Genomic DNA, 15,770 nt, shown 5'->3' on the forward strand with positions numbered 1-15,770 from the left:
GTCAGAACCAGGTCGCCGGCCGGACGTAATTGGCCAGGTCGACCAGTTGGAACCGGTGCGCCCGGTTGTTGCGCGTCTCGCGTGCCAGGTCGCGCAGCGACTGTTCGGTGCCGACCCGCAGGCCGTATTCGGTGAACGGATAGCCCAGCAGGTTCGGCAGGTCCTCCTCGCCCTCGTTCTCCAGCACCCAGCCCAGCGCGGTGCCGAGCACGATCAACTTGAGCCGCGGCTTGCGCGGCTCGGAGTCGGGGATCTGCTGCCACCGCGCGGCCGCCTGGACGATCTCGGCGTGGCTGATCTGCGAGACCGGCCGACCGTGCACGAGGGCGAGGACCGCGGTCTCGCGCGCGGTGTTGTAGTGGCGGCTCGTCGTGGGGACCTCGTCGAGTCCGACGATGGCCTCGGCGACTTCGCCGTAGGCCAGGTGGATCCGGGCCAGGCCGAAGGCTGCGGTGATGATGGCGTGGTCGGTGAACCACAGGTCCTGGTAGTGGTGGCGCGCAATCTCGTACCAGCGGCGCACCTGGGGGTCCACCCCGCCCTGCGACATCGGGTCACCGGCCTCGCCGGCGAGCCATCGGCCGATGAGTTCGGCGGTGCCGGCGACGGCCAACTTCGGTCCGATCTCGCCGGGCATCGCTTCCAAGGCTTCGTTGAAGCGCTCGTAGGCGAGTTCGGGTTCGTCGTTGCGCAGGGCGTAGATGCCCAGGTACCACTCGATGCGCCAGTTGGGGCCGTATTGCTTGTCGGCCGAGCGCAGCACCCCCAGGGCGGTGTCGACGTCGTCGAGTTCGAGGAGGGCGCGCGACTCGACGAGGTCGACCTCCAGCGACCCGCGCGGCACCGACTCGTCGCCGTCGATGACGGTGCGACTGGCCCGGTGGGCGTGGATCGAGTCGAGCATCTGACGCGGATCGGACAGGGCGGTGGTGCTCAGCACCCGGGCCGATGGGTCGGTCGGGTCCAGCAGCGGGACCGGAAGGGCGGCGGCGATGTCGGCCGGATCGTAGAACGTCGCCTGGTCCGGGTCGAAGAAGGCGTCGATCGGGCCGAGGAGCAGCTCGGTGCCGAAGGTGGAGCGGGGTGGGGTGAAGACCGTCGAGAGCGCAGGCCGGGGGACGCCGGTGTGGACGGCGACGGTCTCGCGCAGCACGTTGAGCAACTGCGTGGTCATCTCCGCCGTGGTCGCGAAGCGTTCGTCGGGATTGGCCGCCGTCGCCCGCGCCAGCAGTAGGTGGAAGGAGGGGTTCTCGATGAACAGCGGCACGTCGGCCGGGTGTGGCAGGTCCGGCAGGTACTGACCGCCCTCCATCGGCATGTCGACGGTGAGGACGGCCAGGGTGCGGCCGATGCTGTAGATGTCGGTGGCGATCTGCGGGCCCGTCTCGACGATCTCCGGAGCCTGGAAGCCCGGGGTCCCGTAGAGGCGGCCGTGCCCGCCGATGGGGGCGACGGCGCCCAGGTCGATCAGCGTGACGTCGCCCTCACTGATCATGATGTTGTCCGGCTTCACGTCGTTGTAGACCAGGCCCACCGAATGCAGGTACCCGACGGCGGGCAGGACTTCGAGGATGTAGGACATGGCCTGTTCCGGCGGCAGCAGCGCGGGCGTGGTGTGGCCCGACTCGTCCTTGGTGGAAGTCAGCTGCTTGAGCGTCTTTCCGCCGATGTACTCCATGACGATGTAGCCGATGGTGCGTTCGTCGGAGATCTGGTGCTCGACGAAGTTGTAGATCTTCACGATCCCCGGGTGGCTCACCGAGGCGAGGAACTGCCGCTCGGCCATCGCCACCGCCTGCGCCGCCGAATCACCAGAGTTCAACAAGCCCTTGAGGACCACCGGCCGGTCCGACACGTTGCGGTCGGTGGCCACGTAAATCCACCCCATGCCGCCGTGGGCGATGGCGCCGAGGATCTCGTACTGGTCGGCGACCAAGGTGCCCGGCTCCAGGCTCGGCACGAACGAGTAGCGGACCCCGCAGTTGGGGCAGGTCCCCGTCAGCGGCCCGGCGTGCGGGCCGGATTCGCGGGCCAACGGGGTGCCGCAGTTCCAGCACTTGCGCTTGCGCTCGGGAATGACCGGGTCAACCAGGACCGCGTCGGCCGGCTCGGTGTCGACGATGCGCGGCAGGTCCACCAGGGAACTGCCCAGTCGGCGGTCGTGGACGCGGGGCGCGCTGCGGTCGGGCACCAGGACCCGCCCACGTGGAACGGGGAAGGTGGTGCGGGCGGTGACCGACGACCGCGTCGACCCCGGGGTCGTGGTGGCGGCGGTAGTGTCGTCGAGCAGGAAGTCGCCGCCCACCGCCTGGGTGCCGGTGTCATCGTCGTCGGAGTCGAAGGGATCGAAGGGCACCGCCTCGGTGGCGGCGGGCTCGTCGTCGTCGCGGTTCGCGGTCATGGTCAGTCCCGGTACACCGGTCGGGGCAGGGTGGGATGGGTGCCGAGCACCGACAGCCACTCGTCGACGATCGAGCGCCAGCGCCCGTTGGCGGCCAAGGTGACGAGGACCGCGTTGATGAAACGCACCAGGTCGTCGCGGCCCTTGCGGATCCCGATGCCGTAGTACTCCTCGCCGAGGCTGGGGCCGACGAGGTGCAGCCACGGGTCCTGGGTGGCCAGCCCGGCCAAGATGGCGTCGTCGGTGGACACCGCGTCGACACCGGATTGTTGGAGCAGGACAAGGCAATCCGCCCAGGTCGCCGTCTCCACCAGGGTGGCGGTGGGCACGATGCGCCGGACGCGCTGGGCCGAGGTGGCTCCGTTGGCGACGCAGACCCGCTTACCCGCCAGGTCCTCGGCGGCATTGATCTTGGAGTTGTTCACCGCCAGAATCCGTTGGGCGGCAACATAATACGGCGACGAGAAGTCGATCTGCTTGCGCCGCTCGCAGGTGATGCTCATGGTTTTGACGACGATATCGACCTGGTTGGACTCCAGGACGTGGATGCGGTCGGCCGGCCGGGTCACCCGGAACTCGATCCGGTTGGGGTCGTTGAAGATCGCCTTGCTGATCTCCCTGGCCAGGTCGACGTCGAAGCCGCGCAGGTCGCCGGAGAGGGGGTCGCGGAAGCTGAACGGGTTGGAGCCGGTGTCGATGCCGACGATGAGCCGGCCGTTGGCGGCGATCTGGGCCATTGCGGTGCGCGGGGGCATCTGGCCGGGGGGCGGCAGCGGCATCGGCCGCAGGCTGGCCAGCCGGTTGCAGTCGTCGGTGTCGGCCTCCGCGGACACCGGTCCGCCGGGTGGCGCGACGACCATGCCGGGCGGGGTGGGCGGGTTGGCCGTGGTGAGCGGCGGCGGTGAATCCGGGGCGGTGAAGCGGGCGCACGCGGTCGCGGTGGCCACCACCAGGGCCACGACGACGGCTGCGCGGATTTTCATCGGTACTCCAGGATGCGGTTGTAGAGCCCGGCCGGAATGGCGACCGCCGCGATCACGGCCAACAACAGTATGCCGGTGCTGCTGAAGGCCAGGAACCGTCCGGCGGTGTAGATGTTGTTGCGGAATGCGCTGCGCGCCTCGGTGATCGCACGGACCAGTGCTTGGTCGACGTTGGCGTAGTAGGTCGCCGCGCTGGTCTTCTCCGGGCCGACGGTGAGGTCGCGCGCCCCGATGTAGTCGCCGGCGGTGAGCCGTTTGCCGATTTCCCGGTCGGTGGTCTGCCAGTCGACCAGGGCGGCCCGTGCCGCGTCGATATCGGCGATGGGCAGGGTCTTCGCGTGTCCGGAGTGATAGTCGTCGGCCAGCTTGTTGAGCACCTCCGACACGCCTCGGGTGGCAGCGGTGAAGTCGTCGTTGAGCGCGGTCTGGTCCCGACGGACCAGGGAGAGGGTCTGCGCCGAACGGGCCTGCTGGAGGCTGATCCGCGCGCCGGTCAGTGCGTGCAGCGGGTCGGCGCCCTCCACCCGGGCGGTGTTGGTCGCAACCACCGAGGTCAGCCCGGCGGCGAGCAGCCACAGGGTCCCCGCGGTCATGGTGACGAGCGCGACCAACAGGCCGGCGTTGAGTCGGCGCCGGGTGCGCCGGTCCAGGAAACGGGCTGCTGCGACGATGGCGACGAGGACGGCGAACAGTGTCGTGTAGACGAGATACGGGGGCCGGGTCAGGACCTGTTGCGGCTGGCTGATCGCCGCGGTGCGGTTCTCGTAGATCCGCTGGGCGGCGGGCAGCAGGATCTCCTGCATCATCCCGCTGGCCTGGTTGAGGTAGGCCGAGCCGACCGGGTTGCCGAGCCGGTTGTTGGCGCGCGCTGTTTCGACGAGGCCGGTGTAGACCGGCAGGTTGATCGCCAGCGCCACCAGGTCGTCGTGCACCGGGTCGATGTCGCGACCGATTGGGCCGCCGTCCTCGTCGGGGGTGTTGGCGGCGGTGATGAGGGCCGCCGACGCGCTGGCGATCGCGTTGGCGTAGCGCTGGCGGAGGGAGACCGGTTCGAGGCCGCCGGAGATGAAGGCGGAGGTGGCCGAGGCATCGGCGATCGACAGGGAGCTGAAGAGGATCTGCGACGACTCGGCGATCGGTTCGGCGCGCGAGATCAGTTGCTGCAGGCTGTGGGTCCGGTGGTTGAGGGCGACGGAGGCATACCAGCCGGTCGCCAGACAGCCGATGGTCAGCGCGACCGCGATCAGGAACAGCTTTCCCGGCGTCGAAGAGGCGAAGACGCGCAGGGTGGCGAACGGCGATTGGGCCCGGGCCCGGGCGGCGGCGAGGATCTCGCGGCGGTCGGCCAGCGCTCGGCGCAGCTGCGGGCTGGTGGACAGTCGTCCGGCGTGCTCGGCAATCGACGCCGGCGTCGACTGGTTGCGGACGGGAGGTGCGCCGCGCGGACGCACGGGTGATGTGTCGGACTTCACCGCATCATCTCCCCGTCTCCGGCCGGTAAACGTGTGTTTCCCAGCGTAGTCGCCACCGCAGTGCGCTGCCGCCGACACGCGCTGTGAACAGCGGGCGAACTCCGAAAGGGTCGAGTGGGTTGTTTGTCGACCGGGCCGGGCCCTCTCGCCTACGGTGGAGCGAGGCGACGATTCGGAGGACGGCAGTGCGCGGAGACGGCGACGGGTGGGTGTTCGATCCCGACGGTTCGCGGTATTGGGGCCGTCACGGCGCGGCGGGTCTGCTGCTGCGCGCCCCGCTGCCCGACGGCGGCGTCGGGATCCTGTTGCAGCACCGGGCCGTCTGGTCCCACCAGGGCGGAACCTGGGCGTTGCCCGGCGGCGCGCGCGACTCCCACGAGAGCGTGGTCGACACGGCGATCCGCGAGGCCGACGAGGAGGCCGGCATCGGCCACCACGACCTCACGGTGCGCCAGCAGCTGGTCACCGCGGAATCGGTCAGCGGGTGGACCTATACGACGGTGATCGCCGATGTTGCCGAGCCGGTGCGCACGGTGGCCAACGGCGAATCCACCGAACTACGCTGGGTGCGAACCGAAGACGTCGATTCCCTGCCGCTGCATCCCGGGTTCGCCCGTAGTTGGCCGTTGCTGCGCGACCAATTGACCGCGCTGGCCTGACGCTCAGCGCGGCAACAGGTTGGCGCCCGCGATCAGCGCGTTCCGGCTCGCCTCGTCGCCGTCGGCACCCGATCCGACGGCCCACCACTCGTCGTAGTCGTTGCCGCAGAGCAGGATCGTGATGAACTCGTCCCCCTCGCGGCGCTGGTGGAAACGGTGAATCTCGACGCCGGCGCCGACGTCGTAGAGCATGGCGGTGAGCGCTCCGAGCTGGCCGGTTGCGCGCGCCTCGACGCGGTGGTCGTGGTTGTCGACGACGATCGTGGCGCGACAGGCGAGGCGGTCGCCGTCGGCGGGAGAGGTGGCCCACGAGTGCAGGCGGATGCCGCGCTCGGCGGGGGAGGAGCGTTCGGTGAGTTCCTCGGTGGACAAGGCGTGTGCCTCCTCGCGCAATCCGGATGGAAGATCAGCGGTACGTGAGAAGAATGCCGGGGTGAGGTTGCTGGTGTGCATCGGGAGTGTGCTCTCGGTCGGGATGAGAAGTGACCGATGGGTGAATACAGCAAACCCCGCAGCGGGGGGTCGGCCGAGGGACCCCGCTACGGGCTTGCTACGAGCTTGATGCGCACCTGGCCAGGGTAGGACCGCGCGGGGTCGCCTGGCAAGCCGATTGTGGTGGGGCCCACCGGCGCACCCCATCGCCGAGATGACGTCGGGACGGTCAGTCCTCGCGCTGGGCGTCGGCCTCCATGGCCTCGATCAGGCTCTTCGGGCGCAGGTCGGTCCAGTTCTCCTCGACATAGGCCAAGCAGGCCTCGCGGCTGTCCTCGCCGAACACCTTCGTCCATCCCGCCGGGATATCGGCGAATGTCGGCCACAGCGAGTGCTGGTTCTCGTCGTTGACCAGAACGTAGAAGCGGCCGTCTGCATCGTCGAACGGGTTGGTCATAGTCGTTTTCCTTCGCAGCCCGATTTGATTGGTCGTTGTCCTGATTGGTCGTCGTCCACCCTAGCGTGCAACGCCGATCAGCAGCCGAGTTGCTCGGCGAGGTCGATGAAGTCGGTTGCGTTGAGGGTGAATCCGGGGTCGGGGTCGGTGTCGGGGGATCCGGACGGTCCGAACTCGGCGGGGCGGGCGACGAAGGCGCTGGTCATGCCGAGTGTGGCGGCGGCGCGCAGGTCGTATTTGTGGCAGGCGACCATCATGATGCGGGCCGGCGCCGTGTCGAGGTAGCGGGCGGCGGTGAGGTAGGCGCGGGGGTCGGGTTTGAACGCGCCGGCCATCTCGGCGGTGAAGACGGCGTCGAACGGCAACCCCGCGCCCTTGGTGATGCGCACCGCGGCGGCGACATCGGCGTTGGACAGGGTGGCGGTGGTGAACCGCGTGCGCAGCCGGGTCAGTCCCTCGATCGAGTCCGGCCACGGCTCCAAGTGCTGCCAGGTGGTGGTCAGCTCCTCACCCAGGTCGTCGTCGGCGACGAGGCCCGCCTCGGCGAGGACCTCGTCCAGCGTCGTCCGGTAGACCGCGTGCACGCTGATCCAGTCGTCGTCGGCCGCCTCTGCACCGGTCTGGTCGAAGTAGCCCGCGCGCCATCGCGCCAACAGATCGTCGTGGTCGACCCCCGGGTACTCGGACGCGGGAAAGGCGGCGTGCAGCGCGCGGACCACCGGGGTGTAGAAATCTGCGGTCGTTCCTTGGAGGTCGAAGAGGAGCGCCGACGGGGTGGGGGTCACGCGATCAGGCTAGCCCGGATGGTTGTCGGGGGCTCGTCGTATACTGAACACCAGTTCGAATAGCGTGGTATAATGGCAGGTGAGAGGTGGTGAAGCTCGATGGGCAATCCCGATGTTCCGAGTTTTGATCTGCCGGGTTTTGATCTGCCCGAGTCGCCGGTGGAGTTGGTGGCGTTGCTGGGTGCGACGGTGCAGCGGTTGGGGTCGGCGGTGTGGGCCGCGGAGACCGAGGATGATTTGCTGGTCGCCGCCCGTGGTCTCGAGTCGGCTCGCCATGCCCAGCTTGGGGTGGATGCGCAGTTGTTCACCGAGATCAGCGACCGCAGCGCGTATGCCCGGGATGGATTCACCCATCCGATTCTGTGGTTGGCCAAGGGGCTGCGGTTGGGGCGCAGCGAGGCCAAGCGGCGTGCCCGGCGGGCGGAGAAGATTGCCCGGCTGACCGGGATGACCGGTGAGACGATGGCGCCGAAGTTTCCGGCGACCGCGGCGGCGGTGGCCGCCGGAACGATCTCGGGTGCCCATGTCGACGAGATCGCCGACGTGATGCGCCGGGTGCCTTGTGTCGTGCCGGAAGACGTGGTCGCCCGTGTTGAGGAAGACCTGGCCGCGATGGCGACGACGCTGACCCCGCAAGAACTGCGCAAGGCGGGAATCGCCTTGTTGAACTATCTGGACCCCGACGGGGCGTTGTCGGAGGAACGGGATCGCAGTCGGAATCGGAGCCTGTCGCTCGGGGCGCAGGACATCCGGTTGATGTCGAAGCTGACCGCGAACCTCACGCCGACGGTGCGGGCGAAGTTCGAGTTGATCCTGGCGAACTGGGCCGCGCCGGGAATGAACAATCCCGACGATGACCCCTCGCTGCGGCTGACCGGTTCGGCCGCCGACCTCGACACCGCCGATGAGGTGGTTGCCGAGCGGGTGGCGCAGGCGCGGCGGCGTGATCATCGCAGTCCCGAGCAGCGCAATCATGACGCGTTGGAGGCGATGTGTGATTTCATCACCAGCCGCGGTGGTTTGGGCATGGGGAAGAAGATTCCCGGACAGTTCATTGTGACTGCGAGCATCGCGGATTTGAAGGCCGGTTGCGGTACCGCCCTGACCTCGACGGGAACACTGATCCCGGTCGGCGAGCTGGTCGAGGTGGCCGCCCGGTTGGATCCGTCGCTGGTGGTGTTTCGCGATCACACCCGCGAGGTCCTCTACTACGGACGGGCGCGGCGGTCGGCGACATTCGCCCAGCGTTGCGCGTTGTTCGCCCGTGACCGCGGTGATTCCCATCCCGATTCGGATACCCCGTTCATCTATACGCAGGCCCACCATCTGCCCGATTGGGCCAAGGGCGGGCAAACCGACATCGACAAACTCACCGCGACCAGCGGCCGCAACAACCGGGCCGTCGGCGACCAGCCGCGCCAGTGGGAGACGGTCTACCGGACCAGCGGCCCCCACACCGGCTGCGTCGGCTGGCGGCTGCGTGACCATCCCGGCCCGCCAGGAGTGTTGCGCGTCAACGGCGCCCATCACCCCGACGATCTGGCCCGCGACACCATCCGCCGGATCCGCGGCAGCCGGGGCAAAGGGTCCGCCCACGCCGACCCGCCCACCGATACCGCTGCCTCGCCGATCGAAACCCGGTACTGCAGCCGCCTGGGCTACACCGAACTCTGACCACCCGCGGTAAGGGTGACCGCACGCAGGGCCGCCGCGGCCGCGCGGGGATCGTCGGCGCCAGTGATCGCCCGGACGACCACAATGCGGCGCGCCCCGGCCGCCACCGCCTCGGGTGCGCGGGCCAGATCGATACCGCCGATGGCGAACCACGGGTGGTCGGTGGTCAACGACGCGGCATGGCGGACGAGATCCAACCCGGTGCCGGGGCGGCCCGGTTTGGTTGGCGTCGACCAGCACGGCCCCACGCAGAAATAGTCGATCAACGGGTCGGCCGCCGCGGCCGCGACCTGGGCGTCGTCATGGGTGGACAGGCCGAGGACCACGTCCTCGCCGATGAGACGGCGTGCCGTCGCCGCCGGCAGGTCGTCCTGGCCGACGTGCAGGACGTCGGCGTCGGCGGCAACGGCGATGTCGGCGCGATCGTTGACGGCGAGCAACGCCCCGGCCCGCTCGGTCAGCACCTTCAGCTGCGCGAGGATCTCGAGCTCCGGTCCCGCCTCGAGGGCCCCGAACTCGCGTTCCCCCGCAGACCCCTTGTCGCGCAGCTGCACGATGTCAACGCCGCCGTCGAGGGCGGCACCCACGAACTCGAGCAGGTCCCCCCGCTCTCGCCGCGCATCGGTGCACAGATACAGGGAGGCGGCGGCCAGGCGTTCTCGGCGGTTCATCCGTCCACCGTAGAGCGATAGGCTGCAGGCGTGACAACGACCCGATCCGGCCCCACCCTCGCAGTCATCGGCGGCGGTGTGATCGGGGGGATCTGCGCCCTCGCGGCGGCCGACGCCGGGTGGCGCGTCCACGTCTACGACGACGGGCCGACCACCCGAGCGTCGGAGGTGGCCGGTGGGATGCTCGGCACCCTGGGCGAAGGGCACCCGGGAGAAGATGACCTCTTCGCGCTCTCGGTCGAGTCGACCGCCCTGTGGCCGTCGTGGATCGAGCGGCTCGGCGACGCCGGGATCGCGACGGCGGCCGACTCGCTGTTCGTCGCGACGACCGCGGCCGACGGCGAGTACCTGCGGCAGATGGCCCAATTCGTCTGGGCGCAACAGATCCCGCAGGACCGGCTGACACCGATGCGCGCGGCCCAGATCCGCGCGGTCGAACCGGCGTTGAGCACTCGGGTCAACAGCGGCTTCCTCGCCAGCGGGGAAGGCGCATTGGACAACCGGCGCCTGCTGGCGGCCCTGCACGCAGCCCACGGCGAGGCCGGGGTGCACTGGCATCGGATGCGGATCGACGACGTCGCCGACGTGCGGGCCGACCAGGTGTTGGTCGCCGCCGGGATGGGCACGCCCGCCCTGCTGCCCGACATCTCCCTGGTCCCGGCGAAAGGGGAGATCCTGCGCCTGCACCGCAACCGCTATTCGGTCGGGGTGCCCCAACGGGTGATCCGTGCCCGGGTCGAGGGCCACAACGTCTACCTCGTGCCGCGCGCAGACGGAGTGGTCGTCGGGGCCACCCAATACGAGCCTTTCGCCGACGACGATCGCGCACCTCAGGCCGGTGGGGTCGCCGACCTGCTGGCCGACGCGACGGAGATCATGCCCGGCCTGCGCACCTACGACCTCGCCGAGGCGGGGGCGGGGATCCGGCCGTGCTCGGCCGACGCGCTGCCGATCATCGAGCGGGTCGACGACCGCACCCTGGTGGCCGCCGGGCACGGACGCAACGGCATCGTCCTGGCGCCGGTCACCGCGGCGCGCGTCGTCGCCCTGCTGGGTGCCTGAGCGGCCGGGCTAATCTGGACCTATGGCCTCCACCGGTACATCGATCGCAGTCACCGTCAACGGCGATTCGCGCGACCTCCCCGCGGGGACGACGGTCGCCGGACTCGTCACCGAACTGGGTCTGCCCGACCGTGGGATCGCGGTGGCCGTCGACGGCTTCGTGGTCCCGTGCGGCAGCTGGGCGACCACCGCCCTCACCGATGAGGACCGCGTCGAGATCGTCACGGCGGTCCAGGGTGGCTGATTCGGGGGACCTGCTCCGCATCGGCGACGCGGAGTTCTCCTCCCGCCTGATCATGGGCACCGGCGGGGCGACGAACCTCGCCTCCCTCGAACGCGCCCTCGTCGCGAGCGGCACCGAGCTGACCACCGTGGCGATGCGCCGCGTCAGCGCCGACGTTGGTACCGGTGTCATCGACCTGCTCCGGCGGCTCGACATCGCCGTCCTGCCCAACACCGCCGGATGCCACACCACCGCCGAGGCGGTACTCACCGCCCAACTCGCCCGCGAGGCCGTGCAGACCGACCTGGTGAAGCTGGAGATCGTCGCCGACGAGAAGACCCTGCTGCCCGATCCGATCGAGACCCTCGACGCGGCGCAGGCGCTGGTGGCCGAGGGGTTCACCGTCCTCGCCTACACGAACGACGACCCGGTCTTGGCCTTGCGGCTGCAGGACGCCGGGGTGGCCGCGGTGATGCCGCTCGGTTCCCCGATCGGCACCGGCCTGGGCATCCGCAACCCGCACAACATCGAACTGATCGTCGCCCGGGCCACCGTCCCGGTGGTCCTCGATGCGGGGATCGGAACCGCCTCTGACGCGGCCCTGGCCATGGAGCTCGGCTGCGATGCCGTCCTCCTCGCCACCGCCGTCACCCGCGCCGACGATCCGGCCGCCATGGCGACCGCCATGCGCCACGCCGTCGTCGCCGGCTACCTCGCACGGCGCGCCGGGCGCATCCCGCGCCGGTTCTGGGCGCAGGCCTCCTCCCCGGCCAAGGACTGACGAACCGGGGGATTGACGAGCCGGGGACTAGCCGCCCGGCGTTTGTGTCCCGCGGATCGACCGGCCCGCCGTCTCGCGCAGGAACACCAGTGCGATCATGCCGACGACGCAGGCCCCCATCATGTAGGCGGCCGGGAACAGGTGCCAGCCGGTGCGGTCGACGACGGCCTCGTTGACCAGCGGCGCCGTTCCGCCGAAGACGGCGGTCGACATGTTGTAGGAGATGGCGAAGCCGGCGTAGCGGACCTGGGTGGGGAACATCGCGGGGAAGGTCGCCGAGATCGTGGCCAACTGCGGGATGTAGAGCAGACCGAGGACGACGAATCCCAGTACCGCCCACCAAAAGCCTTGGGCCATCAGCCAATACATGGGCAGGGCGAAGACGAACAGGCCGATGAGCGAGATCCACCACATGGGTTTGCGGCCGGTCCGGTCGGAGAGGGCGCCGAAGAACGGGATGGCGAGCATCATCAGGACCTGCCCGATGAGGACCACCCGTGAGCCGTCGTCCTCGGACAGGCCGATGGTGTTCTTCAGATAGTCCGGTTGGTAGGCGAGCAGGGTGTAGTTGCAGACGTTGAGCGCGACCACCATCCCGAACATGATCAGGATGGGCCGCCAGTACTGCACGATCACCCGCCGCAGCGAGGCCCACAGGGAGACGTTGGTCTGGTCGGTCTTCTCGTCGACCTCGGCGAACACCGGCGACTCGTCGAGCCGGGAGCGCAGATAAAGCCCGACGAGACCGAGCGGCAACGCCAACAGGAAGGGCAGCCGCCATCCCCAGGAAGCCATCTGATCGTCGGAGAGCAGAAGGTTGAGGACCAACACAATGGCGGTGCCACCGGAGAATCCGGCCATCGTGCCCACTTCGAGGAAGCTGCCGAAGCGGCCGCGCTTGGCGTCGGGGGCGTATTCCGCCATGAAGGTCGCGGCGCCGCCGTATTCGCCGCCGGTGGAGAATCCCTGGATGACGCGCAGCGAGATCAGGGCGACCGGCGCCCAGATCCCCACCATCGCGTGCGTGGGCAGGATGCCGATCAACGCGGTGGCCACCGAGATCAACACGATGGTCAGAGCCAGCACGTGTTTGCGGCCGACGCGGTCGCCGATCGGTCCCCACACGAATCCGCCGAGCGGTCGCAGGACGAAGGAGACGGCGAAGCCGAGCATCGTGCCGATCGTCCCCCAGCTGCCCGGGAAGAAGGCCTGGGTGAGATAGGTGGTCGTGGCGGCGTACACGCCGTAGTCGAACCATTCGGTGGCATTGCCGATCGCCGACGCCGCGATTGCCTTACGGATGGTCTGCGGTGTCGGTGGGCTCAGTTCGGCGGATTGCGCGGGTACCACTCCCTCGGCAGCGACGCTGCCGGTCGACGGTCATCGTGCTTGTCTCGTCCGACCCTACCGCGTCGGAGGGAAATCGCCGGCGACCCGCCACAGGGGGTTCACCGGCCCGTGCCCCGCGCCGAGTGGATACGCCGCGATGAGACACCGCGTCACCCAGCCCTTCGCGAAGCGCAGGGCGTCGGGCACCGAGTACCCGTGCGCTAGGGCCGCGGTGAGCGCTGCGGCGAGGGTGTCGCCGGCGCCGTGGTCGTGGCCGGTGTCGATCCGTTCGTGGTCGATCTCGAGCTCGGTCTCGCCCGATCCGCCCGCGCCGAGCAGGAGGTCGGGGCTCCGGTCGCTCGACCGCAGGTGCCCGCCCTTGACCAGGGCCCACCGGGCACCGAGATCGAGCAGGGCGCGGGCGGCGGCGCGCTGGGTCTTCTCGTCGACGACGTCGATACCGGTGATCAGCCGCACCTCGTCGAGGTTCGGCGTGACGATCGTGGCGCGGGGGATGAGTGCGGCCCGCAGGTCGTCGAGGGCGTCGGCGGCCAGCAGCGGATCGCCGTGCATCGACGCGCACACCGGGTCGACGACGAGCGGGATGTCCCCGTCGCCGCCGATCCCCAGGTCGGCGCAGGTCGACACCACCGCGTTGATGATGGCCGAGGAGGCGAGCATCCCGGTCTTCGCGGCGCCGATCCCGATGTCGGTGACCACGGCACGAATCTGGTCGGCGACGATCGGCGGATCGATCGCCTGATAGCCCGAGACCCCCGTCGAATTCTGCACCGTCACCGCGGTGACCGCGACGCACGCATGGACGCCCATCAGGGCAAAACTGCGCATGTCGGCCTGGATGCCGGCACCGCCGCCGGAGTCGGACCCGGCGATGGTGAGCACCCGCACCGGGGTGGCGCCGTCGGGTGCGGTGGGGAGCAGGGCGGGGGTCTCGGTCACATCACACCTTCTCGGAGATGGGCAGGTACACCTGGCCGCCGCGCTCGGCGAACTCGGCGGATTTGGCGGCCATCTCGGCGGCCAGGGTCGCCTCGATGTCCTCGGCGGTCTCCAAGCCGTTCTCCGCGGCGTAGGCGCGCACGTCGGCGGAGATGCGCATCGAGCAGAACTTGGGTCCGCACATCGAACAGAAGTGGGCCGTCTTGGCCGGCTCGGCCGGCATCGTCTCGTCGTGGAACTCGCGAGCGGTGTCCGGGTCGAGCGCCAGGTTGAACTGGTCGGTCCAGCGGAACTCGAAGCGGGCCTTGCTCAACGCGTCGTCGCGCTCCTGGGCGCGCGGGTGTCCCTTGGCGAGGTCGGCGGAATGGGCGGCGATCTTGTAGGTGATGACGCCGGTCTTCACGTCGTCGCGGTTGGGCAGACCCAGGTGCTCCTTGGGGGTGACGTAACAGAGCATCGCGGTACCGGCCTGGGCGATCATCGCCGCGCCGATGGCGGAGGTGATGTGGTCGTAGGCGGGCGCGATGTCGGTGGCCAGCGGTCCGAGCGTGTAGAACGGCGCCTCGTTGCAAAGCTCTTCCTCCAGCGCGACGTTCTCCGCGATCTTGTGCATCGGGACGTGGCCCGGGCCCTCGATCATGACCTGGACCCCGTGGCGCTGGGCGATGGCGGTCAGTTCGCCGAGGGTGCGCAATTCGGCGAACTGTGCCTCGTCGTTGGCGTCGGCGATCGAACCCGGCCGCAGACCGTCGCCCAGGGAGAACGTGATGTCGTAGCGCGCGAAGATCTCGCACAACTCGTCGTAGTGGGTGTAGAGGAAGGACTCCTCGTGGTGGGCCAGACACCACGCGGCCATGATCGACCCGCCGCGCGAGACGATGCCGGTGACCCGCTTGGCGGTCAGCGGCACATACCGCAGCAGCACGCCGGCGTGCACCGTCATGTAGTCCACGCCCTGTTCCGCCTGCTCGATCACCGTGTCGCGGTAGACCTCCCAGGTGAGCTTGGCCGGATCGCCGTTGACCTTCTCCAGCGCCTGGTAGATCGGCACGGTGCCCACCGGCACCGGCGAGTTGCGCATGATCCATGCGCGGGTCTGGTGGATGTCCTTGCCGGTGGACAGATCCATGATGGTGTCGGCGCCCCACCGGGTCGCCCAAACCATCTTCTCCACCTCTTCGGCGATCGAACTGGACACCGCCGAGTTGCCGATGTTGGCATTGATCTTCACCAGGAACTTCTTGCCGATGATGGTCGGTTCGAGCTCGGGGTGGCAGTGGTTGGCCGGGATGACCGCGCGGCCGCGGGCCACCTCGCTGCGGACGAATTCGGCGTCGACGCCCTCGCGGGCGGCGATGAACCGCATCTCGTCGGTGATGATCCCGGCCCGGGCCCAGGCGAGCTGGGTGGCGGCCCCGTCGATGGGGGCCGGCCGGTCCCAGGCGTCGCGGGTCTTGGCGAGCCCGGCCTCCACGTCGATGGTCGCGGAGTCGTCGGTGTACGGCCCGGAAGTGTCGTACAGGTCGAGGTGGTCGCCGTTGGTGAGGTGCACCCGGCGCTGCGGGATGCGCAGGCCGTCGACGGTCAGATAATGCTTGGTGCTGCCCTCGATGGGGCCGGTGGTGACAGTGGCTGATTCGGGCACACGTGTGCTCATGATGGACTCCCTACGCCGGCATTACCCGGACAGGTTCAGGCGGTCGACGACCGCCTGTCGCCATCTCAGCCCTCGGCGCGTGAGAGCCCCCGCGTATGTGTGGTTGTGATCGGGCGCATGCCCGTGCGCCCAAGACTACGACAGTCACCGCGAAGTATCGGGATGGCCGCGAGTTGGTGTTCACTCTGGTCACTCTGGTTACACCGCTATACTGTGAAGCAGAT

15 protein-coding genes and 1 riboswitch are annotated in these 15,770 nt (G+C 69.2%); of the genes, 5 read left to right on the forward strand and 10 right to left on the reverse strand.

Translation table 11 applies throughout. The features are described 5' to 3' along the window. Position 1: 1 nt before the first annotated feature. The 3 genes from nbrcactino_RS03275 to nbrcactino_RS03285 are packed head-to-tail and all read right to left on the reverse strand — an operon-like array spanning position 2 to position 4,856. Positions 2-2,401 carry a serine/threonine-protein kinase gene (locus tag nbrcactino_RS03275; RefSeq protein WP_161926059.1) on the reverse strand — a complete coding sequence of 800 codons (2,400 nt, stop codon included), beginning with the start codon at positions 2,399-2,401 and terminating at the stop codon, positions 2-4. Positions 2,402-2,403: 2 nt separating this feature from the next. Continuing rightward, a complete protein-coding gene (locus tag nbrcactino_RS03280) occupies positions 2,404-3,384 on the reverse strand; it encodes a glutamate ABC transporter substrate-binding protein (protein ID WP_161926060.1) in 981 nt (326 codons plus the stop codon). After that, a complete protein-coding gene (locus nbrcactino_RS03285) occupies positions 3,381-4,856 on the reverse strand; it encodes a GlnX family signal transduction membrane protein (RefSeq protein WP_161926061.1) in 1,476 nt (491 codons plus the stop codon). The genes nbrcactino_RS03280 and nbrcactino_RS03285 overlap by 4 nt, the downstream gene beginning before the upstream one ends. Positions 4,857-5,041: 185 nt before the next feature. Here nbrcactino_RS03285 and nbrcactino_RS03290 point away from each other — a divergent pair, with 185 nt between their 5' ends. Continuing rightward, positions 5,042-5,515, forward strand: a complete 474-nt coding sequence (locus nbrcactino_RS03290; RefSeq protein WP_161926062.1) for an NUDIX hydrolase — start codon at positions 5,042-5,044, stop codon at positions 5,513-5,515. Between the two features lie 3 nt (positions 5,516-5,518). Here the strand turns inward: nbrcactino_RS03290 and nbrcactino_RS03295 are convergent, their stop codons facing one another. The 3 genes from nbrcactino_RS03295 to nbrcactino_RS03305 all read right to left on the reverse strand — a co-directional run bounded on the left by nbrcactino_RS03295 (position 5,519) and on the right by nbrcactino_RS03305 (position 7,189). Beyond that, positions 5,519-5,968 carry a hypothetical protein gene (locus nbrcactino_RS03295; RefSeq protein ID WP_161926063.1) on the reverse strand — a complete coding sequence of 150 codons (450 nt, stop codon included), beginning with the start codon at positions 5,966-5,968 and terminating at the stop codon, positions 5,519-5,521. Between the two features lie 208 nt (positions 5,969-6,176). Then, positions 6,177-6,404, reverse strand: a complete 228-nt coding sequence (locus tag nbrcactino_RS03300) for an MbtH family protein (protein WP_161926064.1) — start codon at positions 6,402-6,404, stop codon at positions 6,177-6,179. Between the two features lie 77 nt (positions 6,405-6,481). Continuing rightward, entirely contained in the window at positions 6,482-7,189 is a 708-nt protein-coding gene (locus nbrcactino_RS03305; RefSeq protein WP_161926065.1) for a haloacid dehalogenase type II, read from the reverse strand. 99 nt (positions 7,190-7,288) lie between these two features. Here nbrcactino_RS03305 and nbrcactino_RS03310 point away from each other — a divergent pair, with 99 nt between their 5' ends. Then, a complete protein-coding gene (locus nbrcactino_RS03310) occupies positions 7,289-8,863 on the forward strand; it encodes a DUF222 domain-containing protein (RefSeq protein ID WP_161926066.1) in 1,575 nt (524 codons plus the stop codon). Here nbrcactino_RS03310 and thiE read toward each other — a convergent pair. Further along, entirely contained in the window at positions 8,848-9,534 is a 687-nt protein-coding gene (thiE, locus tag nbrcactino_RS03315; RefSeq protein ID WP_161926067.1) for a thiamine phosphate synthase, read from the reverse strand. The two genes, nbrcactino_RS03310 and thiE, sit on opposite strands and share 16 nt — an antisense overlap. A gap of 30 nt (positions 9,535-9,564) precedes the next feature. Here thiE and thiO point away from each other — a divergent pair, with 30 nt between their 5' ends. From thiO to nbrcactino_RS03330, 3 genes are read left to right on the forward strand one after another with little or no spacing between them, the layout of a single operon-like run. Continuing rightward, on the forward strand, positions 9,565-10,596 hold the full coding sequence (gene thiO / locus nbrcactino_RS03320; RefSeq protein ID WP_161926068.1) for a glycine oxidase ThiO: 1,032 nt from the start codon (positions 9,565-9,567) through the stop codon (positions 10,594-10,596). A 43-nt stretch (positions 10,597-10,639) separates the two neighbouring features. Then, positions 10,640-10,840: a sulfur carrier protein ThiS gene (gene thiS / locus nbrcactino_RS03325; RefSeq protein WP_161927566.1), complete on the forward strand. Its 201-nt coding sequence runs from the start codon at positions 10,640-10,642 to the stop codon at positions 10,838-10,840. Beyond that, positions 10,833-11,600: a thiazole synthase gene (locus nbrcactino_RS03330; protein WP_186343296.1), complete on the forward strand. Its 768-nt coding sequence runs from the start codon at positions 10,833-10,835 to the stop codon at positions 11,598-11,600. Before thiS ends, nbrcactino_RS03330 begins: the two co-directional genes overlap by 8 nt. Before the next feature lie 27 nt (positions 11,601-11,627). On the opposite strand, the gene nbrcactino_RS03335 is transcribed toward nbrcactino_RS03330, so the two are convergent. The 3 genes from nbrcactino_RS03335 to thiC form a co-directional block, all read right to left on the reverse strand. Next, the gene (locus nbrcactino_RS03335; protein ID WP_161926069.1) at positions 11,628-12,950 is read right to left on the reverse strand and encodes an MFS transporter; all 1,323 of its coding nucleotides are present in this window, start codon (positions 12,948-12,950) and stop codon (positions 11,628-11,630) included. 54 nt (positions 12,951-13,004) lie between these two features. Next, positions 13,005-13,889, reverse strand: a complete 885-nt coding sequence (gene thiD / locus nbrcactino_RS03340) for a bifunctional hydroxymethylpyrimidine kinase/phosphomethylpyrimidine kinase (RefSeq protein ID WP_161926070.1) — start codon at positions 13,887-13,889, stop codon at positions 13,005-13,007. 1 nt (position 13,890) lies between these two features. After that, on the reverse strand, positions 13,891-15,546 hold the full coding sequence (gene thiC / locus nbrcactino_RS03345) for a phosphomethylpyrimidine synthase ThiC (protein WP_161926071.1): 1,656 nt from the start codon (positions 15,544-15,546) through the stop codon (positions 13,891-13,893). Beyond that, positions 15,537-15,649: riboswitch (TPP riboswitch) on the reverse strand. Its footprint overlaps the gene before it by 10 nt. Between the last annotated feature and the right edge of the window lie 121 nt (positions 15,650-15,770).

Origin of the sequence: Gordonia crocea, from assembly GCF_009932435.1 — a bacterium.
In the GTDB taxonomy this organism is placed as follows: Bacteria; Actinomycetota; Actinomycetes; order Mycobacteriales; family Mycobacteriaceae; genus Gordonia; species Gordonia crocea.

Bases quoted from the DNA above. Each gene is read 5' to 3' on its own strand.
- thiC (WP_161926071.1), bottom strand. From the start codon at position 15,546: ATGAGCACACGTGTGCCCGAATCAGCCACTGTCACCACCGGCCCCATC.
- nbrcactino_RS03295 (WP_161926063.1), bottom strand. From the start codon at position 5,968: ATGCACACCAGCAACCTCACCCCGGCATTCTTCTCACGTACCGCTGAT.
- thiE (WP_161926067.1), bottom strand. From the start codon at position 9,534: ATGAACCGCCGAGAACGCCTGGCCGCCGCCTCCCTGTATCTGTGCACC.
- nbrcactino_RS03280 (WP_161926060.1), bottom strand. From the start codon at position 3,384: ATGAAAATCCGCGCAGCCGTCGTCGTGGCCCTGGTGGTGGCCACCGCG.
- nbrcactino_RS03300 (WP_161926064.1), bottom strand. From the start codon at position 6,404: ATGACCAACCCGTTCGACGATGCAGACGGCCGCTTCTACGTTCTGGTC.
- nbrcactino_RS03310 (WP_161926066.1), top strand. From the start codon at position 7,289: ATGGGCAATCCCGATGTTCCGAGTTTTGATCTGCCGGGTTTTGATCTG.
- nbrcactino_RS03275 (WP_161926059.1), bottom strand. From the start codon at position 2,401: ATGACCGCGAACCGCGACGACGACGAGCCCGCCGCCACCGAGGCGGTG.